This is a genomic window from Glutamicibacter protophormiae (assembly GCF_016894325.1).
Lineage (GTDB): Bacteria > Actinomycetota > Actinomycetes > Actinomycetales > Micrococcaceae > Glutamicibacter > Glutamicibacter protophormiae.
Window position 1 is genome coordinate 2,343,662 of the sequence record NZ_CP069806.1, and the last position, 22,171, is coordinate 2,365,832.

General features: G+C 65.2%; 16 protein-coding genes. 2 read left to right on the plus strand and 14 right to left on the minus strand.

Features of this window, described 5'->3' with window-relative positions; genetic code table 11:
• Positions 1–84: 84 nt before the first annotated feature.
• From JQN66_RS10905 to JQN66_RS10925, 5 genes are all read right to left on the minus strand, one after another.
• Positions 85–1,575: a sensor histidine kinase gene (locus JQN66_RS10905; protein ID WP_204674932.1), complete on the minus strand. Its 1,491-nt coding sequence runs from the start codon at positions 1,573–1,575 to the stop codon at positions 85–87.
• A 9-nt stretch (positions 1,576–1,584) separates the two neighbouring features.
• Positions 1,585–6,399 carry an NAD-glutamate dehydrogenase gene (locus JQN66_RS10910; protein WP_239463988.1) on the minus strand — a complete coding sequence of 1,605 codons (4,815 nt, stop codon included), beginning with the start codon at positions 6,397–6,399 and terminating at the stop codon, positions 1,585–1,587.
• Between the two features lie 108 nt (positions 6,400–6,507).
• Positions 6,508–7,755 carry a P-loop NTPase family protein gene (locus JQN66_RS10915; RefSeq protein WP_204674934.1) on the minus strand — a complete coding sequence of 416 codons (1,248 nt, stop codon included), beginning with the start codon at positions 7,753–7,755 and terminating at the stop codon, positions 6,508–6,510.
• On the minus strand, positions 7,752–8,417 hold the full coding sequence (locus tag JQN66_RS10920; RefSeq protein WP_188946661.1) for a hypothetical protein: 666 nt from the start codon (positions 8,415–8,417) through the stop codon (positions 7,752–7,754). The genes JQN66_RS10915 and JQN66_RS10920 overlap by 4 nt, the downstream gene beginning before the upstream one ends.
• A gap of 87 nt (positions 8,418–8,504) precedes the next feature.
• Complete coding sequence (locus JQN66_RS10925) at positions 8,505–9,065, minus strand: hypothetical protein (RefSeq protein ID WP_204674936.1); 561 nt, start codon at positions 9,063–9,065, stop codon at positions 8,505–8,507.
• Between the two features lie 121 nt (positions 9,066–9,186).
• Here JQN66_RS10925 and JQN66_RS10930 point away from each other — a divergent pair, with 121 nt between their 5' ends.
• Positions 9,187–9,921 carry a LysM peptidoglycan-binding domain-containing protein gene (locus JQN66_RS10930; protein ID WP_188946659.1) on the plus strand — a complete coding sequence of 245 codons (735 nt, stop codon included), beginning with the start codon at positions 9,187–9,189 and terminating at the stop codon, positions 9,919–9,921.
• Between the two features lie 48 nt (positions 9,922–9,969).
• On the plus strand, positions 9,970–10,503 hold the full coding sequence (locus JQN66_RS10935) for an Rv3235 family protein (RefSeq protein WP_204674938.1): 534 nt from the start codon (positions 9,970–9,972) through the stop codon (positions 10,501–10,503).
• Here the strand turns inward: JQN66_RS10935 and secA are convergent.
• From secA to JQN66_RS10980, 9 genes are all read right to left on the minus strand, one after another.
• Complete coding sequence (gene secA, locus JQN66_RS10940; protein ID WP_204674940.1) at positions 10,500–13,169, minus strand: preprotein translocase subunit SecA; 2,670 nt, start codon at positions 13,167–13,169, stop codon at positions 10,500–10,502. The two genes, JQN66_RS10935 and secA, sit on opposite strands and share 4 nt — an antisense overlap.
• 138 nt (positions 13,170–13,307) lie before the next feature.
• Positions 13,308–14,411: a winged helix-turn-helix domain-containing protein gene (locus tag JQN66_RS10945; RefSeq protein WP_204674942.1), complete on the minus strand. Its 1,104-nt coding sequence runs from the start codon at positions 14,409–14,411 to the stop codon at positions 13,308–13,310.
• Positions 14,412–14,494: 83 nt separating this feature from the next.
• On the minus strand, positions 14,495–15,193 hold the full coding sequence (gene hpf / locus JQN66_RS10950) for a ribosome hibernation-promoting factor, HPF/YfiA family (protein ID WP_204674944.1): 699 nt from the start codon (positions 15,191–15,193) through the stop codon (positions 14,495–14,497).
• 160 nt (positions 15,194–15,353) lie between these two features.
• The gene (locus JQN66_RS10955; RefSeq protein WP_204674946.1) at positions 15,354–16,154 is read right to left on the minus strand and encodes a ComF family protein; all 801 of its coding nucleotides are present in this window, start codon (positions 16,152–16,154) and stop codon (positions 15,354–15,356) included.
• Positions 16,155–16,215: 61 nt separating this feature from the next.
• Positions 16,216–17,919, minus strand: coding sequence for an LpqB family beta-propeller domain-containing protein (locus JQN66_RS10960; RefSeq protein WP_204674948.1), 1,704 nt, complete (start codon positions 17,917–17,919; stop codon positions 16,216–16,218).
• Complete coding sequence (gene mtrB, locus JQN66_RS10965; RefSeq protein ID WP_204674950.1) at positions 17,919–19,727, minus strand: MtrAB system histidine kinase MtrB; 1,809 nt, start codon at positions 19,725–19,727, stop codon at positions 17,919–17,921. The genes JQN66_RS10960 and mtrB overlap by 1 nt, the downstream gene beginning before the upstream one ends.
• Positions 19,724–20,404 carry an MtrAB system response regulator MtrA gene (gene mtrA / locus JQN66_RS10970; RefSeq protein WP_204674952.1) on the minus strand — a complete coding sequence of 227 codons (681 nt, stop codon included), beginning with the start codon at positions 20,402–20,404 and terminating at the stop codon, positions 19,724–19,726. Before mtrA ends, mtrB begins: the two co-directional genes overlap by 4 nt.
• 189 nt (positions 20,405–20,593) lie before the next feature.
• Positions 20,594–21,667 carry a uroporphyrinogen decarboxylase/cobalamine-independent methonine synthase family protein gene (locus tag JQN66_RS10975; RefSeq protein WP_204674954.1) on the minus strand — a complete coding sequence of 358 codons (1,074 nt, stop codon included), beginning with the start codon at positions 21,665–21,667 and terminating at the stop codon, positions 20,594–20,596.
• On the minus strand, positions 21,660–22,043 hold the full coding sequence (locus JQN66_RS10980) for a chorismate mutase (protein WP_188946649.1): 384 nt from the start codon (positions 22,041–22,043) through the stop codon (positions 21,660–21,662). The genes JQN66_RS10975 and JQN66_RS10980 overlap by 8 nt, the downstream gene beginning before the upstream one ends.
• Positions 22,044–22,171: the final 128 nt, after the last annotated feature.

Sequence of the window (22,171 nt, forward strand, 5' to 3'; positions counted from 1 at the left end):
CGGCCCGCAGAAGTTTCCACTTCTGCGGGCCGCCTTTCGTTTTTCCTACGGCGAACAACGGCTGGCCGCCAGTCCGGCGGACGTTCAGGCCTGGGCCCGGCGATCCAGGGTCAACGGCATTTCGATGACGACGCGCGTTCCACCCTCGTGGCCGGGCAGCCAATGGATTTCCCCTGACAACTCGCTGTTCACCAGAGTGCGTACGATCTGCAGGCCGAGCCCTTCGCGGCGCTCCCCCTCGGGCAGCCCGTGGCCGTCATCCTCGATGATCACCCTGAGCCAGTCCTTGGTATCGGCGCCGAGATAGCGTTCGGCAATCAGTGCCACCTGTCCGTCGCGGTTGGCCAGTCCGTGTTCTACGGCATTGGTCACCAGCTCGTTGATCACCAGCGACAACGGAGTGGCCAAGTCGGCATCGAGCATGCCGAACTCCCCTTCGCGGCGGGTGGAGACCTTCTGCCCAGGTGAGGCGATTTCGACAATCAGGCGGAACTGGCGGTCCATCAAGTCGTCGAACTTCACGGTTTCGTTCAGTCCCTTGGACAGGAATTCGTGGACAGAGGCAATCGTGGACACGCGCCGCATGGCTTGTTCCAGGCCCTGCTTGCCCTCATCCGAGCTCATGCGCCGCGACTGCATGCGCAGCAGGGCGGCCACGGTCTGGAGGTTGTTCTTCACACGGTGGTGGATCTCGCGGATGGTCGCATCCTTGGTTACCAGCTCCTTTTCACGCCGCCGCAGTTCCGAAACGTCGCGGCACAGAACCAATGCACCCCAGCGCTTGGATTCGTCACGCAACGGGATGGCGCGCAGCGAGAGGGTGACTCCGCGGTACTCGACTTCGGTGCGCCATGGCATCTTGCCCTGGAGGACCAGCGGAAGGGTTTCGTCGACCACTCGCCGGTCGCGGACCAGCGCCATGGTCAGGTCGGCCAGCGGCTGGCCCTGCAGCACGTCGGCGGCGCCGAGTCGGCGGAAAGCCGAGACGGCGTTGGGGCTGGCGAATTCCACGGTTCCCTCGACACTGAGTCGGATGAAGCCGTCGCCCACGCGGGGCGCGCCGCGGCGCGAACCGGTCGGGCTGGCGAAGTCCGGCCACAGGCCCTTGGTGCCCATTGCCAGCAGGTCGTCGGCGCTTTGCCGGTAGACGAGTTCCAGATTCGAGGGGGTACGCGACTGGCTGCGGTCGAAGTGCGACGTGAGCACCGCGACGGTCCGGTGCTGGCGAACCAGAGGGACTGCCTGCACCGTGGTCAGCCCTGGAATCAGGTCGGCGCCGGGATGCTCGGCCGAACGCTGGATGGTTCGGCTGTCCCAGGCGCGGTCCACCATGAGACGCAGATCCTTGCGGATCCGCTCGCCGACGAAGTCGGTGTGGAAGGTCGTGTGCGAGGTGGAGGGGCGCACATGAGCCAAAGCGACATAGGATCCGTCGCCGGTGGGGAACCAGAGCACCAGGTCTGCGAACGCGAGGTCCGAGACCAGCTGCCAGTCCCCCACCAGCAGGTGGAGCCAGTCCTCATCACCGGGACCGAGGTCGGCCTTGTGACGTAGATCTTCGGTGATGAGGGCCATTAGGGGTGATTACCTCCGGACGATTGAACGCAACAGGCGAAGGGCCACCGAGAGCGATGCCATGTCATCGCGTTCAAGTCTGTTCACTTCGGCGAACATTGCCTTCGCACGATCCAGATTAGCCGCGTTCGCCACTTCCCACGCCGCAACACGCTCTGCCACGTCCGTGATCTCTCCCGAGGATTCCAGCACGTCGTTGGTCAGGTCGATGATCGTGCTGTACAAGTCATCGCGCATGGCCGCACGGGCCAGCGCCTGCCAGCGGTCCGACCGCGGCAGGTTGGTGATGCGGTTCAGCAGCGTATCGACGCTGAACAGGTCGTAGAGCATGAAATAGGTCTGCGAGACCTTCTCCACGTCCTCCTGGGTGCGGTGCACCAGGTCGGCCACGTCCAGCAGCGCGAAGGACTCGAACTGCGAGGCCCACATGCTGGCACGGCGTTCGCCGATGCCGTTGGCCAAGGCGTCTGCGTGCCACTGCTGGAAGCGCTCCTGGTCGTTGCCGTGCAGCAGCTGCGGCAGCTCTTCGCGCAGCTGGGTGACGATCGACTCGTAGCGCTCCACCGCCTGGCCGACCAGCAGTTCCTGGTCGACGCTGTTGATGAACCAGCGGGTGGCGCGGTCCAGCAGGCGGCGCATGTCATGGTGCTGGCGGCCCCAGTAGTCCACGTCTGTGCCCGCCGGCTGGGAGTTGATCGCGTCGAACTGCGCATCGAAGTGGTAGACCTCGCGCAGGGCGCAGAACACCTTGGCGATGTGCACTTCGCTGGCGCTGGTTTCCTCCATGGCGCGGAATACGTAGGTGATGCCGCCGATGTTCACCATGTCGTTGGCGATCACCGTGGCGATGATTTCCTTGCGCAGCGGATGGGACTGCAGCTGGTCCCCGAAACGCTCCACCAAGCGCTCCGGGAAGTACCGGCGCATGGTCTCGGCAAAGTAGGGATCCTCGGCCAGATCGGATTCGGACAGCGCATGGGCCAGTTGGATCTTGGCGTAGGCGGCCAGGACCGACAGCTCCGGTGCGGTCATGACACCGCCGGCCGCGCGGCGCTCTTCCAGCTCCTCGGAGCCCGGCAGGAATTCCAGCGCGCGGTTCAGGTCGGCGTGCTCCTCCAGCCACTGCATCAGGCGCTCGTAGGCCGGGGCCCAGGTCTGCGCGGCGTGCTTCTCATTCAGCAGCAGCACGTTCTGGTTGAAGTTGGTCTGCAGCACCAGGTCACCCACGTTGTCGGTCATCGACAGCAGGAAGTCCTTGCGCTCGGCAGGATCGATGTTGCCGGCCTTGATTTGGCGGTCAACGAAGATCTTGATGTTCACCTCGCGGTCGGAGGTGTCCACGCCGGCCGAGTTGTCGATGGCGTCGGTGTTCAGGATCACCCCGTTCAGTGCGGCTTCGATGCGGCCCAGCTGGGTCATGCCCAGGTTGCCGCCTTCGCCGACGACCTTCACGCGCAGGTCCGCTCCGTCCACGCGGATCGAGTCGTTCGCGCGGTCGCCTACCTGGCCGTGCCGTTCGGCCGAGGACTTCACGTAGGTGCCGATCCCGCCGTTGTACAGCAGGTCGACCGGGGCCGAAAGGATGGCCTTGAGCAGCTCGTTCGGCGACATGGCGGTGACCGACGCGTCAAGCCCCAGGACCTCGCGGACCTCCGGGCTGACCGGCACGGACTTCAGGCTGCGCGGGTACACGCCGCCGCCGGCGGAGATCAGCTCGCGGTTGTAGTCGGCCCAGCTGGAACGCGGCAGGTGGTAGAGGCGCTCGCGCTCCTCGAAAGCCGCTTCCGGATCCGGGTTCGGGTCCAGGAAGATGTCGCGGTGGTCGAATGCGGCGACCAGCTTGATCGTCTTGGTACGGCGCAGGCCGTTGCCGAAGACGTCGCCGGACATGTCGCCCACACCCACCGCGGTGAACTCCTGGGTCTGGGTGTCGATGCCCAGCTCGAAGAAGTGGCGCTTGACCGATTCCCAGGCACCGCGGGCGGTGATGCCCATGCCCTTGTGGTCGTAGCCCACCGAGCCGCCCGAGGCGAAGGCGTCGCCAAGCCAGTGGCCCTTGTCCTCGGAGATCTCGTTCGCGGTGTCGGAGAAGCTCGCGGTGCCCTTGTCTGCGGCGACCACCAGGTAGGTGTCATCGCCGTCGCGGCGGACCACGTTGTCCGGAGCCACGACGTGCTCGCCGTTCTCGTCGGCGACCAGGTTGTCGGTCAGCTCCAGCAGGGTGCGGATGAAGACGCGGTAGGCGCCCTTGCCTTCGTCCATCCAGGCCCCGCGATCTACGGCCGGGTTAGGCAGCTGCTTGGCGTAGAAGCCGCCCTTCGCACCGGTTGGCACGATCACGGAGTTCTTCACCATCTGGGCCTTGACCAGGCCCAGGACTTCGGTGCGGAAGTCCTCTCGCCGGTCCGACCAGCGCAGGCCGCCGCGGGCGACGGCACCGAAGCGGAAGTGGGTGCCTTCCACGCGCGGCGAGTAGACCCACAGCTCGTGCTTCGGGCGCGGGAACGGCGCGAAGTCGATTTCCCCCGGAGCCAGTTTGAAGGCCAGCGCCTGCTGGTTCTCGGCATAGTAATTGGTCCGCTTGGTAGCCTCGATGACCTTCACGAAGCGGCGCAGCAGGGTGTCGGCGTCCAGCGTCGGCACGGCCTCCAGCGCGTCGGTGATCTTCTCGTGGGCGGCGGCGCGCAGCGCCTGCGACTGCTCTGCGCTCAGCTTCGGGTTGAAGGTGGCGTGGAACAGCTCGACGATGCCGTGGGTGACCGCGGCATTGCTCACCAGCGCGCCGGCGATGAAGCCGGTCGAATTCGGCACACCCAGCTGCAGCAGGTAGTGCGCATAGCCGCGCAGCATGGCGACTTCCTGCCAGTCCAGGCCTTCTCGCAGTACCAGTGCGTTGAGGCTGTCGGACTCGGCCTCGTTGCGGACCACTGCGGCATAGGCGGCCGCCAGCTTGTCCTGGACGGCGGCGAAGTCGATGGAGTCGTCGACCTTAAGGCCCATGTCGTAGATGAAGCGCTGGCCGATGCCCTCCGGGTTCAATTCGTACGGGCGCTCGTCCACGACGTCCAGGCCCAGGTCCTGCAGCACCGGAAGAATGCGCGAGAGCAGCAGCGGGCGATCGACGTAGATCTTCATGCGCTTGGTCACCAGCGCATCCTCGTCATCGGTTTTCGGATCGTAGAAGGAGACGACCGGGCCTGCGGAGGCCTCAGGCTCCTGCAGTTCGGCGAGCAGCTCGATGTCGTTCAGCGCGTCGTCGATCTCGAACTGGACCTTGTAGGAGGCGGGGAACGCCTCGGCCCAGGTGTTGGACAGCTGGTTGGCCACGCCGGCTTCCAGGCTGTCGCGGGCCGCGTCGACGATGGCGTCGGACCAGGAACGCACGGCCATGGCGATGCGGTTTTCCAGGGCCTTGCGGTCCACGACCGGGGCCAAGCCGTGGCGCTGCAGGCGCAGGCGGTAGAACAGGCGCACCAGTGCGCCGGAACCCAGCTGGGCCTCGTACTCCACCGAGTCCGCGTTGAAGGAGGTCTGCAGCTCCTGCTCCACGCGGTGGCGGACCATGGTGGAGAAGCGGTCACGCGGGATGTAGACCATGGCGGTGACGAAGCGACCGTAGTCGTCGGTGCGGATGAACACCGAGGTGCGGCGGCGCTCCTGCAGGCGCAGAATACCCAGGGCGGTGGAGGTCAGGTCCTCGACGGAAATCTGGAACATCTCGTCGCGCGGGTAGGTCTCAAGGATGGTGGTGATGTCCTTGCCGGAGTGCGAGTTGCGGGCGAAGCCGGTGTTCTTCAACACCGCCTTGACCTTTTCGCGCACGACCGGAACGGACTTCACGCTGGAGGTGTACATGCTCGATGAGAACAGGCCGATGAAGCGGCGTTCGCCGTTGACCTCACCGTTGGCGTCGAAGCTCTTGACACCCACGTAATCCAGGTAGACGCCGCGGTGCACGGTCGACCGGGCGTTGGCCTTGGTGACGATCAGCGCACGCTTGTCGCGCGCGGTAATGCGGCCGCGCTTGGTCAGATGCTGCGGACCCTGGTTTTCCAGCTCGCTCATCAGGCCCAGGCCGGTTCCCGGGCGGGCCACCAGGACGTCCTCGCCGTTCACGGTGTCCAGGTCGTACTCGCGATAGCCCAGGAAGGTGAACTTGTCGTCGGCCATCCAGTTCAGCAGCTCAACGGCCTGCTCCAGCTCGGCGATCTGGCCGGCGTTGGTGGTCTGCGGGAGGCTTTCTGCAATGGCCTTCGCCTGGTCCAGCATGGCCGGCCAGTCCTTCACGGCGACGCGCACATCGCCCAGGACCTGGTACAGGCCCGTGATGATGTCCTCGGCCTGTTCGTCGCTCAGTTCACGGGCGAGCTCAACAGAGATCCACGATTCGATCTTGGTCAGCGATTCGGAGGAGACCAAGGTGCTCAGATCCGACAGGGCGGCGGTATCGCCGCTGGCCATGTGCTGGGTGCCGGTGAGGCTCAGGTTCTGGATCTGGCCGCTGGTGCGATCGCGGGAAACCACGAAAGTCGGGTGGACCACCAGTTGGATGGGGGCTTCGCGCTTGACCAGCGCCGTGGTGACCGAGTCCACCAGAAACGGCATGTCGTCGGTGACGATGTTGACCACGGAAATGCCCGCATTGCGGGTGATGGCGACGTTGGCGTGATCAGCTTCGCGCTCAAAGCCGATTTCCAGATGGGCGGCGACACGCGATTCGAGTTCGTTCGGCCTGTAGGCCGCAACATCCTCCTTTGCGATCTGGCCGTAGTACTCGCTCACCAAGGTTGGGGTGAGAGTCTCCGCCATGAATGATTCAGTCATGCTGGAATTCGACGAGTTCAAGTGAACGCCTCCAAGAACGGTTCGATTGGTCCGCGCCGTTGCGGACCCATAGTTTTACCCACATTACATGTTTCCAGCGCTTCGGGCTCACAGGTTCTTTGCCAATCGACGAGTCTTTCCCTTTGCCGGGGAATCCGAAGATTTAATGCCGGCCAATGACCGTATTTCTGAACGTAATGAACTTTTGGGAGCTATTTCCACTAATGGGCTTCCAGCCAAGATTGCAGCATGGCAAATCGGGTTGTCATTGGGCAAAAAGCCAACGACGGGGTGCGTTGGTCCAAAACGCTGCCAGGCCTCGAGAACCCGGCGTTTGGGGCTGTGCCCGGAATTGCCCGAAGACACCTTGTTGAAGATGATCTGCGGTTCGATTCCCGGGACTTTATCCTCCAGTTCATCGATGGCACGAAGCGCCCGGGGAATACCCAGGCTGTCGGCGGCGACCACCATGAAAACGTCATCGGCGCACTGCAGCATTTCCACTGTGACCGCGTTGCGCTGCGGGGCCTGGGTGTCGAAGCTGAGCTGCTCGTCCAGCTCGATGTAGGGAGCCACATCGAGCACCACCAGATCGTGGTGGGAGCGCAGGGTCAGCGCGGCCCGGCGCAGGGCCGCCGCACGGACTTCGGGCCAACGGCTGGCCCGGGGGATGCCGGTGGCTACCATGAGCGTGGAATCCGCGACCTCGACGGCCAGGCAGGTCGCGCGGAGCCGGGCCGGGTCGCGGGAACCGGAGTCGACAACGCGGCACATCTGCGCGATCGAGGCCGATTCATCCATCAGGCCGAGCTGGATCGCGAGAGCCGCCGCATAGGTGTCGGCATCAACGAGTACTACCGAGAGCCCGGCCACGGCCGCCTCCACCGCATAGTTCAGCGCCACGGTGCTGCGTCCCGGAGATCCCGGAGCGCCCCAGAAGCAGACGATCCTCCCTTCCCGCCCGGCACCTTCCTCGGGTGCCGCCGAGGACCCGGCTCCGCGTCCCTCGGCAGCGCCGCCCAGGCTGCCCAGTGCCCGGGTGATGAGCGCTTCCAGTTCGACCATGCCGACGGTGTCCTGGATTTCAACCAGGCCCGGGACGATGGTGGTGCGCCCGGGCTTCGGATCCAGCAGGGCGACCACGGTACGCTGCCCGGTCAGCTGGTCGACCTGTTCCATGGGCGGCATGAGGCCCCGCTCGGAAACCAGCAGGACGTCGGCCGCACTGGCGGCGCAGGCCGCAATGGCCTCCGCCGCGTCGTCGCAGACCCTCACCACGATCAACTCTCCGCGGTACCCTTCGATCTGGCGCACCAGGTGTTCATCGCGGCCAAGGACCACCACCGAGACGCTCATTGCTGCCCGCCCGCCGGGTTGTAGATCACGGTGATGCGCGCGTCGTTGGCCAGCGCCTGCAGGAAGGCCTCAAGCTTGTCCGCTTCAACCAGCAGCTCCAGGTTGGTTCCGTTGTTCCCCACCAGCCCTCCGGCTTGGGCGACGCGCGCGGAGACCTCGACCATGGAGGCCAGCTGCTCCGGCACGCCGTAGCTGGCGCCGCCGGCTGCGCGCTGGGCGACCCAGACATCCACGAAACTGCCCGGGGTAATCGCCTCGCTCAGGTCTGCGGGCAGTTCAAGGTTCACCGGCCGGCGCGAGCCGAGCTCGCTGCTGGTGATCGAGGAGAGCGGGATGAGCTCCCCGGCGCCGATGAAGGTGTTCGCCCGGGCCTTGCCCAGATCCACGACGTCTTCTTCCAGGTACTTGCCCAGCGCATCGCCAAGCTGGACCTCTTGCAGCTTGAGATTGCGGCTGGTGAGCTGCTCCCCCAGGGTGATGTTTGCTCCGGCCACGTAGACGGTCGTCGTTTCGTTCATGCCGCGCACCAGATACACCGTGCCGATGACCGACGCGGTAACCAGCACCGCTCCGAGCGCCAGCCGAGGATCTTTCCAGCTGGGCCGCTTGACCCGCGCTGCGGCGGCGGGTCGGGACTCGTTCACACGTCGTTCTGCTGGCACGGCACGCACCTCCAACACATGGATATATGTGAGCCGAGCCTACGACAAGTTTGCGGTGCGCGAAAGGCTGTAGTTGAAAACTGTGGATTAGTATCCCCTAGGTATGGAGATCCACCCGATCGCGGCCAGCGGCACGATGGAGTGTTCGGTAATGCTGGATTCGCGGGGGAATTCGTCCCGCGGATGGGCGGCGATGATCAAGAAATCATGGCCGATCTGGGTCGGGGTGCCCTCGGCCAACAGTTTGCCCCACCCGTCGTGGATCCGCATCCGGCTCCGGTCGCGCAACAACCCGCGCAGCAGTGCCGGAAGCTTGACCGGCGACGGTTCGGGCCCCGGCAGCGCCGCAGACCGAGAGGGCGAGGCCATGGTGATCCGCTGGATGGCCTTCACGGTGACCAGCAGGCTGGAGGCCTCGGCATCCAGGCACACGTAGTCCTCCCCCATCGGTCCCACCGTCCCCACGGCTTCCACGGAGCCCGCCAGATGCAGGTGCACGGTGCACCCCGCGAGCGACGCGAGTTTTCCCGCCAGCTTTTCCGTAGCGCGTTCGATGCGAATGTTTTCCGCGACCTCGTCGCGGAATTGCGCCTCCAGCTGCGCCTGAAGCTGTGATTCGAGGTCCTCGAAAAGTGAATCCCAACGCATGCGCCAACTGTACGAGGGAAAACTCGCTGACGAAACCCTCTTCACAAAATCACATCAAGGTGTCATCATGTGAATCAAACTTCATCAAATCACATCAAACGATACGAAAAGAGTTTTAGTGATGGATGGATTACGACGAACGCTTCTGCCCCTCCTACTGGCGCTGGGAACCGGCATTATCCTGGCCGGAGTTGGGTTCTGGCTTTGGCGAGAACGCCCGGTCTTCGATTACGCGAACCCTGGATCTGGCACGATAATCGTCCCTGCACTCTATGCCGCAGCGCTATTCGCGGCGTTCTACATCCTGCGCACCGCCACGGCGCACGCCATCCGCTGGGCCGCCGCCCGGCGGCATCAGCGCACCCTGCGGCTGTTGCAGGCAGTGGCCCCGCACGTGGCACGCGGCGTTCTGGGGACCGCGCTGGGGGCATCGCTGACTTTATCTTCCGCGACGGTTGCCTCTGCTTGGGCCGGGCCGAGCGCTGCCCAGCAGAGCATCGCCGCCTCGCTTCCCGCAACGACGGATACGACCGCTTCAGAACCCGAGCCGGTTGCCGCCAGCGAGCAGCTTCCCTCGCCGCGATGGTCGGCCGAGGCGATCAACGTGCCTTTGGCCCGGATCGTCGGCGGGCAGAAGCAGCCGTCGGGACGCGCGCAGGGCGTACGGCAGGAGGTGGTGGTCGCAAAGGGACAGACACTGTGGAGCATTGCCTCGCAGATGCTCGGCAGGCAGGCGACCATCGCGGAAATCTCCGCCCTGTGGCCCCGCATCTACGAGCTGAACCGCGCAGCCATCGGAGCCGATCCGGACCTTCTTAAAATCGGCACCGTTCTTTCGCTTCCGCCCCTGAAGTGATCCGGGCAGCGCCGCCGCATACCAGTGAACAACCTTTGAGGAGTCCCCATGAGCACCGACACCGGCTTCCAGGACTTGGCCTATACGGTCAGGGAAATCGAAGCCCGCAGAGAAGTCCTGAACCAGCGCAAGAGCTCCCATAGTCGTTGCCAACAGCCTGTGACGGCCGCCGAGAACCGGACTCCTGCCGCTATCGCCGTGCCGATGGACCACATCTTCCATCGCGGCCCAGGCTGTCGTTCCGAACGGATCAACGTGGTCAGGCTGTCGCATGCGGTGTCCCGCGCGGTCTTCGAGATCATCGCTGGCTACCGGACCGTCGCACAGCTGAACTTCGTCATGAACCCGGACTGCATCCGCAAGCTCCGGGATCAGGCGCTGATCGAGACCGACGGATACAAGACCGCCCCGGAACCAGGCACAAGCCACGGGCAGGTGCAGTCCATGCGGCTGCGCAGTACCCTGGGCGGCGGATGGGAGTGCACGGTGATCCTTGGCTTTAAATACCGCGTCCGCGCCGTGGCTCTGCGGGTAGAGCCATGGCACGGACGGTGGCAGGTGACAAGCGTTGAAATGCTTTAGCGCTTGTTCTTGGCCTTCTTCTTGTTGGCCTTCTTCTCGGACTTGCCTTCCGACTTGGCGGCCTGGGCGCGGGTGGTGCTCGCGTGGCCTTCCTCATCCGGCCCGGTGAACTGCAGGTTCGTCGGCTGGCTCGCAGCAGCGGCCTGGGGCTCGCCCGATTCCTCGGAACCGCTCGGGATTTCCAGGTTGAACAAGGTGCCGATGCTTTCCTCGCGAATGGCTTCCATCATCGTCAGGAACATGGTGTAGCCCTCGCGCTGGTACTCAACCAGTGGATCTCGCTGCGCCATGGCCCGCAGGCCGATGCCTTCCTTGAGGTAGTCCATCTCGTAGAGGTGTTCCTGCCACTTGCGGCCGATCGTCGACAGGACCACGCGACGTTCGAGGTCGCGCATGACGCCGGAGCCCACGCGGTTCTCGCGCAGCTCGTACTGGTACTGCGCATCGGAGAGGATCTCGCGTTCCAGGAACTGCGCCGAAAGGTGGCCAAGTCCGCCGGCTTCGTCGATGACCTCGGTCATGGAGATGCCGATCGGATACAGCTGCTTGAGGTTGGTCCACAACTGCTTCAGATCCCAGTCATCCGGGTTGCCCACCTGGGTGGTTTCGGTGACCATGGCCTTGACGACGTCTTCCAGGAAGTGGCCGACCTTCTCTTCGAGGTCGTCGCCTTCCAGGATGGCACGGCGGTCGGTGTAGATCGCTTCACGCTGGCGGTTCATGACGTCGTCGTACTTCAGCACGTTCTTGCGCTGTTCGGCGTTGACGCCTTCAACCTGGGCCTGCGCGGATTCGATGGCTCGGGAAACGATCTTGGATTCCAGGGCCACGTCGTCGGGCATCGAGGGATTGTTCATGATGCGCTCGGCCATGCCGGAGTTGAAGCGGCGCATCAGGTCATCGGTCATCGACAGGTAGAAACGGGATTCGCCCGGATCGCCCTGGCGTCCGGCGCGACCGCGCAGCTGGTTGTCGATGCGGCGCGATTCGTGGCGCTCGGTGCCCAGCACGTACAACCCGCCGAGCTTGGTGACTTCCTCGGCTTCAGCGGCCACGGTTTTCTTGGCCGCCTCGAAGACGTCATCCCACTGCTTGTTGTATTCGTCGGCGTGGTTTTCCGGGTCCAGGCCGCGGCGTTCCATTTCCGCCACCGCGAGGAATTCGGCGTTGCCGCCTAGCATGATGTCGGTACCGCGGCCGGCCATGTTGGTCGACACGGTCACGCCGTTCTTGCGGCCGGCCATCGCGACCACGGCGGCTTCGCGTGCATGCTGCTTGGCGTTCAGGACTTCGTGGCGAATTCCCTTCTTGGCCAGGAGCCGGGACAGGTATTCGCTCTTCTCCACGCTGGTAGTGCCCACCAGGATCGGCTGGCCGGTCTTGTGGCGTTCTTCGATGTCCTCGACGACCGCATTGAATTTGGAGATCTCGTTCTTGTAGATGAGGTCCGACTGGTCCTGGCGGATCGCTGGCTTGTTGGTCGGGATCTCCACGACACCGAGCTTGTAGGTGCCGTAGAACTCGGCGGCCTCGGTCTGCGCGGTGCCGGTCATGCCCGAGATCTTCTCGTACATACGGAAGTAGTTCTGCAAGGTCACCGTGGCCAGGGTCTGGTTCTCGGCCTTGATCTCCACGTTTTCCTTGGCTTCGATCGCCTGGTGCATGCCCTCGGAGTAGCGTCGGCCCTGCAGCGCACGACCGGTGTGCTCGTCGACGATCATGACTTCGCCGTTGACCACGACGTAGTCCTTGTCCTTCTTGAACAGCTCCTTGGCCTTGATGGCATTGTTCAGGAAGCCGATCAGCGGGGTGTTGTTTGCCTCGTAGAGATTGTCGATGCCCAGATAGTCTTCGACCTTCTCGATGCCGCTCTCGAGCACGCCGATGGTGCGCTTCTTCTCGTCGACCTCGTAATCATCTTCACGGGTCAGGCGCGAGACGATCTTGGAAAACTCGACATACCAGCGGTTCACGTCGCCCGAGGCCTGGCCGGAGATGATCAGCGGGGTACGAGCCTCGTCAATGAGGATCGAGTCGACCTCATCGACGATGACGAAATGGTGGCCGCGCTGGACGAGCTCGTCCTTGCTCCAGGCCATGTTGTCGCGAAGGTAGTCGAAACCGAATTCGTTGTTCGTTCCGTAGGTGATATCCGCAGCGTACTGCTTGCGGCGCGCGGCGGGATCCATGTTGGCCAGGATGCAGCCGCAACTCAGGCCGAGGAAGCGGAAGACGCGGCCCATCAGGTCGGACTGGTACTGGGCGAGGAAGTCGTTGGTGGTCACCACGTGCACTCCCTTGCCGCTCAGGGCATTCAGGTAGGCAGGCGCGGTCGCGACCAGGGTCTTGCCTTCACCGGTGCGCATTTCGGCAATATTGCCCATGTGCAGCGCCGCGCCGCCCATCAGCTGGACGTCGAAGTGACGCATGCCCAGCACGCGGTCCGCGGCTTCGCGCACTACGGCGAACGCCTCGGGAAGCAGGGCATCGAGCGATTCACCATCGGCCAGGCGAGCCCGGAACTTTTCGGTCTCCCCCCGGAGTTCTTCATCCGAAAGTTCACGAATCTCGTCTTCCAACGTATTAATCGTGTCGGCGTACTTACGAAGAACCTTCAGGGTCTTCTTGTCGCCGGTACGCAAAATACGTTCTAGCAATGATGCCACGTGGTAGCTCCCAATATCTCAAGCACAGTAAATCTGGCGTAATCAGTCTACGTGAGGAAAACGTCGTCAAACGCTATTTCAACGGTCTCTGCGGTGTTCTTGTGGTGAACGGCAATGGACCGAACAGGCAGTTCACAGTCAACGTTCAACCCTGCCCAGCCCGAGCCACTGCGCCATCCGCCCCAGCTCGCGGTCCAGCGCGCCGGAAACTTCCGGGGAAACACCGGGCTCGAAATGCACCGCCTTGGCCTGCAGCACCCCGTTGCGCCGGTCGGCTTTCAGGTCCACCCGACCTACGAATTCCTCGCCGTGCAGCATCGGGAACACGTAGTACCCGTAGCGCCGCTTGGCCTGCGGGACGTAGATTTCCACCCGGTACTCGAACCCGAAGAACCGTTCCAGCCTGCGCCGGTTGAAAACCATGGAGTCGAAGGGCGAAAGCAGTCGAAGATCAGGCTCGATGCTGCGCGGGATCACTGCGCCGGGAAGCCGGTAGCAACTCCCTGCAAGGCCGGCGACCTCCACCTGCTCCACCAATCGCTCATCGACGAGTACGCGCAGCAAGGCGGCAACCTGGGTCGAGGGCAGTCGAAAATACTCGGCAATGCAGTGGGAGGTACCCACGCCCAGTGCGCGCAGCGCCCGCAGCACCAGCCGGCGCAGTGCGGGTTCCCTGTCCTGCGCGTCTTGCCTCGGCGGCATGTCGATCACGTCCTCGGCCAGTGCGAAGCGGCGTTCGAACTGGCTGCTGCGACCCAGCGCAAGGATCCTGCCCTGGGCGAATAGCGCCTCGGTGACGAACTTCGTGTCGTTCCAGTTCCAGCCCCAGTGCTGCTTCTCCCCGACCGGCTGCACGTCCAAGGCCGTGCTGAGTTCACGGGCGGTAGTCCCCGGATGCTCGGCCAGATATGACAATACACTCTCGGTCAGCTCATGGTGTTTTCCGGTGAACAGATCAGAACGGTCGACCCAACCGCGCCGCTGCCAGGTGATCAGGTCCGCGACGAGCTCGCTGCGGACGTAGCTGGCTTCGTGCGCCCAGTATTCGGTCATGGGCCCGCGCCGGCGGGCCACCAGCGCATCCAGGGCCCCGGTGTCATAGGCGCCAAGCCGCGCGAAGAGCGGCATGTAGTGGGCGCGCCGCACCACGTTGATCGAATCGATCTGCAGTTGCGCAATGGCTTCCAGCGTCGAGTTCATCCGCCGCAGGGTCACCGGCTTGTCCGGGCGGGCCCGGGACAAGCCTTGGGCGGCCAGCGCAACCCGTCGAGCCTGTGACAGGCTCAGGGTGCGCTGACCGCCCTTGATTGATGGATTGCTAATGACTAGCCCTCGGTTGCCATTGCCTTGTCGCGGTACCCGCGGGTCTCGACGGTCGACTCGGACTCGGCGCTGAGCGAAGCATCCAGGGTGATGACTCCGTATTGGTACTGGGTGCGTCCGTAGACCACGGCGTGCTCTCCGGTAGCTTCATCAATGAACAGGTAGAACGGGTGCCCCACCAGCTCCATACGGTCAACGGCGTCATCGACGCTCATGACTTCGGCCGGGAAGGACTTGCGACGGATCACGACCGGCGAGTATTCGGCGTTCTCTTCGGCCTCGGCCGCCTCGGCGGCGGCTTGGGCTGCAAGGGTTTCCTCGACCAGAGACTTGTCGGTAGGTACCACTGGCAGCGAGCTGGTGGCCTGGTGGACTGCCACCGGGGCGTGGTTTCCGCGATGCACCTTGCGCTTGTCGCGGGCCTTGCGCAGGCGCTCAAGCAGTTTGGCGAAGGCGACATCGAAGGCTGCGAACTTGTCAGCGCCACGGGCTTCTGCACGGATGGCCGGTCCTCGACCGACAACCGTCAGTTCCACGGAGAGTGCGGTGCTCTGGTTGCGGGCGTGAGTTTCCTTGACGACCTTGACGTCAATGCGCTGGACCTTGGTGGCCAGCTGGTCGACCTTGGTGATTTTCTCGTCAACGTACTCCCGGAAACGGTCCGAGACGGTGATGTTGCGTCCGCTGTAGTTCAGCTCCATGGTGTCCTCCAAAATAGAGTCGGGTGACACAACAGTTCGAAAGTTTCGTCGCTTCGAACTGAAGATGGGCTTCGCTGCATCTATGTGATGCAACCCATACTTCACCTTAGGCCACGACGCCCCAGATTCAAGTACCGAACGCACACATTTCCTATCGCGGTCAGCGTAATTGCCCCGGCCCTTCGTCGCCCGGCGGCCTGGTCAGCGCAAGAACCACCGCCCCGAGCACCTCAAATCCCGCGTTATTACAGGTAATCGCGGCATTTTGCAGGGTCGCGCCGGTGGTCATCACATCGTCGACAAGCAGGATCGGCTGTTGGCGAACACGCGGGATCTCGGCAATCAGCTGCACGCGCCGCCCGCGCCGGTCGGCTCCTGACTTGCTCTTCTGGGCGCCGCTGAACACCTGGCCCAGCCGGTAGTGCAGCACCGGGGAAAGCTCCAGCCCGGCGTCGAGCAGTCCGAGGCGCTCGGCCGACTGGAGCATGGATTCCACCGGCCGGTAGCCCCTGCGCGCCACCGCCTTCAGCGAGGTGGGCATGGGCACGATCAGCGTGCGCCGGGCGCTGGTCTGCGGGACCAGCGCGGCGTTCAGCGCGGCCGCAAGGTAGGGGGCGAACAGGTTCTTCAGGAAGTACCGCTGGTGGTCCTTGTAGGCAAGGATGGCCCGGGCCAGCTCATTGCCGTAGATCCCGCAGGCGGCCACGGGGATCTGCCCAGCCAGAGCCGGCAGTTCCAGGTAGCGGTTTAGGCTTGCGGGCAGCGGAGGCAGGCCGAGCTGGTGGCGCACCGCACTGCGGCAGGCGGCGCACAGCCGGTCATCGGCCCGGCCGCAGACCGCGCAGCTGGCCGGCAGCAGGAAGTTCACGGTCTCGCGCAGCGCGAAGCGCAGCCATTGCGGGGTCTTCTGTCCGTACAGCTGGTCCAGATCTCGCAGGAATTCCCGGTCGTTGGAGCCCATGCTCCATGGTGGCCGGCCGAAGGGCTCGGCGGCCGCAGCGGGGCGCCGGGTGTGGATACCGCTACCCCGGGTAGGAGATGTCCTTGGCGAAGTCGTCCAGCACGTGCCAGGAGTTGCCCACCAGGGTGAACAGCTGGTCCTGGGACTCGGCGTAGACTTCCCGCTTGTCTCCCGTGCCGGCGGCGATTCCAACCATGCCCAGCAGGACCTGCAGGTGCTTGTTTCCGCCCTGGAAGGTGATCTGCTCGGCCAGTACCGGCTCGGTGAGGCTCAGGTCGGCGACGATGATCGAGCGGTCCGACTCCCAGACCGCGGTGTTGACCGGAACATCCGGGTAGATCTTCATCGGCGTCTTGTTCAGGCCGCGCGGCACACCGTCGGAATCGCGGATCACCCCGGAGACGTACACGGTCGTGGTGGAGTCCTTCGTGGCAACGATCAACGCACGGGCCCCGTCGCGGGAAATGCGCAGCGAGCTGACCGTGGAACCTTCGAGCCACGGCACGTTGATGGTGCGGGCCTCCCCCTTGCCGGCGATGTCGTCCGGCACCGCGCGCAGCGGGTTCTTGTCGTGGTTGTCAGCGGTCCAGGTCCAGCCGGCAAGGTCCATGGACGGCTGGATCAGGGACTCGCCTTCCAAGCCGAGGTCCAGCGCACCGTCCTCGCCGATGGTCCATAGCTGCTTGCGCGAGCCGTTCAGGAAGGCGTAGCGGTTGCCGATGGGCGACATGGCCGGTTCGCGCGGGTTGTAGCGGGAGATCTCCGGCAGCCCTCCCACCGGGATGATCGAGCGGCCCTTGACGTACACCAGCGACTTGTCGGCAATGCCGATCAGCGTGTCCGGGGTGCTGGGGTTCACCAGCGCCGGCTCGATGGTGGTGCTCTGGTCCGCCAGGGTTATTTCGTTTTCATTCTGCAGCATCTTCACGTTGGTCACGTTGTTCAGCGGGATCAACGTGGCCTCCAGCTGCTGGTCCATGAGCAGCAGCATCTGGTCGGTGGCGTCCTGGAAGGTCGCCCTGCTCAGGTCGATGGTGGCGGTGCCGTCGCGCACCGGCACCGCGGAGCGCACCAGGGATCCGGCGGAGCTGAAGGCGGAGACCACCGCGTTCTCCAGGTACGGCGCGGGCCCGGCCAGCAGCGCCTGGACCATGGAGGTGGCGGTGCCGCTGCCAGTGGGGAACCAACGCACGTCGGGCACCAGGTAGCGGAAGGTGGCGTTGTAGAAGTACAGCGTCTGCGCGGAGAAGATCTTGTTGAAGGTGGAGGCTTCCAGCATCACGCCGTTGGGCGCGTCGGAGATCCGCCACTGGTCCTCGACCTTTGAGACCACCACGTCCACCGCGCGGGTGGAGTGGTCCGGGTAGACGGTGCGCACGCCCTGGGCATCCACCGCGCCGATGATCTCCAGCTGGATCGTGTACTGGTTGGTGTCGGCGCCGTTGACCACGTTGACCGCTTCGTAGATCAGCGTGCTGGTGTCGCCGCGCCACTGCTGGCTCAGCTCCGGGGTGAGGAATTCGCGGGCCACCGCATAGTCCTCGGCCACCGAGCGGCCGGCGGCCACGAAGCCGTCCACGATCGACCTGGCGTCCGCGCCGTCGGCGGGCCCGTCCGCGGCGTAGCTGTACGGCTCGGCGCCGGCGTCCACTGCGTCCACCTCGATCTGCTTGACCGGGGAGGAGCGCGGGATGGAGGCGCAGCCGGTGGCGGCGAGCACCAGCCCCAGCAGCATGGCCAGCAGCGGAATCAACGTGCGTCGCATTACTTCTCCTCCGGCGAGGCGGGCGGAATCGGCGCGCTCGGATCGGCGATATCGTCATCTCCCGGCTCGTCGTCCTCGGGCAGCACCAGCGGGGTGAAGCCGATCTTGGGCACCTCGCCGGTCAGCGGGAAGCTGTCCCCCTGCGGCTCGTCCAGGGTCTGCGCGGCGGCAGGTTCCAGCGGCAGCGGCGAGGAGTCGATGGTGTCGCTGGCGGTGCGCGGCAGGGTGATGCGGAAGACCGATCCGACCCCCAGCTCGCCCCAGGCCTCCAGCCGGCCATCGTGCAGCCTGATGTCCTCCATGGCGATGGACAGGCCCAGGCCGGAGCCGCCGGTGGTGCGGGCGCGGGCCGGGTCGGCGCGCCAGAACCGGTCGAAGACATGCTTGCAGGATTCCTCGGACATCCCGATGCCGTAGTCGCGCACGGTGACGGCCACGGCGGAGTCGTTGGCGCCGATGGTCACGTCGATCGGCTGCGCCTCCCCGTGTTCCACGGCGTTGAGCACCAGGTTGCGCATCACGCGCTCCAGGCGGCGCGGGTCGACTTCCGCCACGCAGCCTTCGGACGGGGAATTCAGCCGGATGATCGAGCCGTACTCGTCGGCCACCGGGGTGGCGGTGACGATGACCTTGCCCACGATCACGTTCAGGTCCGTGGATTCGCGGTCCAGCACGGCCACGCCGGCGTCGAATCGGGAGACTTCCAGCAGGTCGTTGAGCAGGTTTTGGAAGCGTTCGATCTGGTTGTACATCAGCTCGGCGGAGCGCGCGGTCAGCGGGTCGAAGTTCTCGCGGGCGTCGTGGATCAGCTCCGCGGCCATGCGCACCGTGGTCAGCGGGGTGCGCAGTTCATGCGACACGTCGGAGACGAAGCGCTGCTGCATGGCGGAGAGGTTGTTCAGGGCGGTGATCTGCTCCTGCAGCGAGGCGGCCATGTGGTTGAAGGCGGTGCCCAGCCGGGCGACTTCGTCGCGGCCGGAAACCTTCATGCGGCGGTCCAGGTCGCCGGCGGCGATGCGCTCGGAAACATAGGCGGCGTCGGCAACGGGGCGCACCACAGTGCGGGCCACGGACCAGGCGACGAAGCCGACCACGGCCAGCAGCACCAGGCCGGTGAAGGTCATGGCGCGGTTGATGAACGCCAGAGTGTCCTGCACGCTGGACAGGTCGTAGACCAGGTAGAGGCCGTATTCGCGGCCCGGCGGGATCAGCACCTTGGTGCCGATGATCAGCCCGGGGTACTGCTCGCCTTCGACGCCCAGCTCGATGGAGCGCCAGAAAATGCCCTGCTCCCCCGCCACGGACTCGGCCAGGTCCCCGGGCACCACCCGGGTGGTCAGCGAGCCGGAGGCCATGGGGCCGACGTAGAGGTTCTCGTCCCCGGCGATGGGCATCAGCACGAAGTCGCGGATGACGGTGGCGCCGTCGCCTTCCAGGGTGGCCAGGGTGGAGTTCACCAGGGCCTGGGTGGAGGCGCGGTCGGTGGTCGCGGCGGATTCGAGGATCGAGCGCGCCTGCGTGAGGCCGCGCTCGGATTCCTTCTCGATCTGGTTGAAGCGTTCCTGGAACAGCGTGGAGGCGATCTGGTTGGAGAGGAACGCCCCGGCCGCCAGCAGCGCCAGCGAGGTGAACAGCAGCGTGGAGATCACCGTGCGGTACAGCAGGTGGCGCTGCCAACGGTTGCGCACCGCCTCGACCGGGCGGCGGATCCAGTGCTTCAGCCGGTAGAAACGCGGGGCCTGGGGAATCTCATGGACACGCACATCGACCGGGACAAGTTCTTTTCCGGTCGGCGCGTGCGTGTTCAACTTGCCGATCCAGCCTTGTATCCGACACCGCGCACGGTCTGGATGATCTGCGGTTTCTCCGGGTCGACCTCGATCTTCGAGCGCAGCCGCTGCACGTGCACGTTCACCAGCCGGGTGTCGGCCGCGTGCCGGTAGCCCCAGACCGCTTCGAGCAGCTGCTCGCGGCTGAAGACCTGCCATGGTTTGCGCGCCATGGTGACCAGCAGGTCGAATTCCAGCGGGGTCAGCGACACCACGGTGCCGCTGCGGGTCACCCGGTGGCCGGCCACGTCGATGGTGACCTCGCCGACCTGCAGGGTCTCGGCCGCATGGGTCTCGTTCGGGCGCAGCCGGGCGCGCACGCGGGCCACCAGCTCGGCCGGCTTGAAGGGCTTCGGGACGTAGTCGTCGGCGCCGGATTCCAGGCCTCGGACCACGTCGGCGGTGTCCGACTTGGCGGTGAGCATGACCACCGGGACATCGGATTCGGCGCGGATCTGCTTGCAGACCTCGATCCCGTCGATGCCCGGGAGCATCAGGTCGAGCAGCACCAGGTCGGGATTGGACTCGCGGAAAGCTTCCAGCGCCCCGGAGCCGTCGTAGCAGAAGGAGGCCTCGAAGCCGTCGTTCTGCAGGACGATGCCGATCATTTCCGACAGCGCCTCGTCATCGTCGACGACAAGAATTCGAGCCTTCATCCAATTTCCCCCTGAAATGCTAGGACAGCCGCAGGCGGCCCGCCGGCAGAGGCAGGCCCGCAGGGCCTGCTCAATCGGCTGGTCGCCTGTGGGTAACTAAGCTACCGCCATTGTTTCTAAGATACATGACCAGCCCCCGATTTAGCCCGTTGACTGGCGCAAAGCCCTGCCTTTGGGGCAGATCACCGGCTAGGCGTCCACCCGGGTCTGTTCCAGGGCCTGGGCGTAGCCGGTCAGGCGCCCCAGGCACTCCACGACCTCGGCGGCGCTGCTGGAGGCGAAGGATCCGGCGGGCATGAGCGTCAGCGCCGAAAGGCGCGACAGCGGCAGGCCCAGCTGCCGCCAGGGTCTCAGGATGGTTTTCACACCCTGCACGATGCCCGGGGCGCGGCCTGCGGGTTGCAGCAGCTGCAGGAACAGCTGCGCTCCCGACTCGACCAGGCCCGCGGCGCGTTCCCACTGCCGGGGGCCCATCACCGCCGGATCCAGCAGCCATCCATCGATGCCCGCCTGATGCAGCAGGTCGACCCTTTCGATCCACGAGGCGTCCGCCGCGGGCAGGTTGACCGCCACGCGCAGTGCCGACGGCTCCTTCCCGTCGGACAGCACCGACAGGAAGTCGGCGTAGCTGGTGCGCACCTCACTGCGCGGAATGGAGCGCAGGGTGCGGTAGCCGCTGGCGGTGGGCAGGGCGCCGTCCAGCGCGGCGGGAAGCTGCGGCTCGTCGAGCTGCAGGGTGAACCCGGTGATGCCGGTGGCACGGGTGATCCGCGCCAGGTGCTCGCGCACCCCGTGCGCGTAGGCTTCGATGACATCGCGCCGGGCCCCGTGGTCGGAGAGCACCTTTTCGCCGCCGGTCAGGTGCAGACCGGCGGCCAGGCTCCAAGGGCCAAGCACCCCCAGCAGCAGCCTGGAAGGCTGTTTCTTTTCGGCCCCGGCCACGTCAGCCAGCAGGTTTTCGTCGCTGCGCAGCAGGCTGCGGGCCCGCCGGGCGTCCAGCCCGTCGGGCACCCCGATGCGCCAGCCGTGCGGCTGGAGGTCGAAGCCGAGGTCCGCGACCATGGTGGCGCTGCGGCCCAGGGCGTCGGCCCCGACCCCGCGGTCCGGCAGCTGCGGCAGCACGGCGAGGTTCGGTTCGCCCAGCTCCCCGCGGATGACGCGGTGGATTTCCAGCGGATCGGCGCCCGGGAACTGGCAGAAGGAGGTGACGTGCACATCCTCCCGGCGTGCCGGGACGGCCGAAAGGTCCTGCGTTTCAGGCATCGATGCCGGGTCCCCGATGGTTGTTCGAAATGTGCTGGTGGTGGCGGATGACCTCGGAAATGATGAAGTTCATGAACTTCTCGGCGAATTCCGGATCCAGGTGGGCCTCGTGGGCCAGCCGGCGCAGGCGTTCGATCTGGGCCTTCTCCCGATTGGGGTCGCTGGCGGGCAGCTGGTGCGTGGCCTTCAGGTGTCCCACGCGCTGGGTTGCCTTGAAGCGTTCGGCCAGCAGGTAGACCAGCTGGGCGTCGAAGTTGTCGATGCTCCCGCGGATCGCATACAGCTCATCGAGCACCTCCTGCTGGACTTCGCCCTGCAGGGAACTCGCGTGCGGGTCGAAGGCGTTCTTCTCTTCGGTCAGGTTCGGCTCGCTCATGGTTTGTAGTTTACGTGGTCACCGGGCGCTTCACCCAGAAGGTGACGCCGGACACCGGGGAACGCGAAACGTCCGCGCAGGGCACGCTCCCCGGCGGGGAGGTGCGCTGCGCGGACGGATGCGGCGGG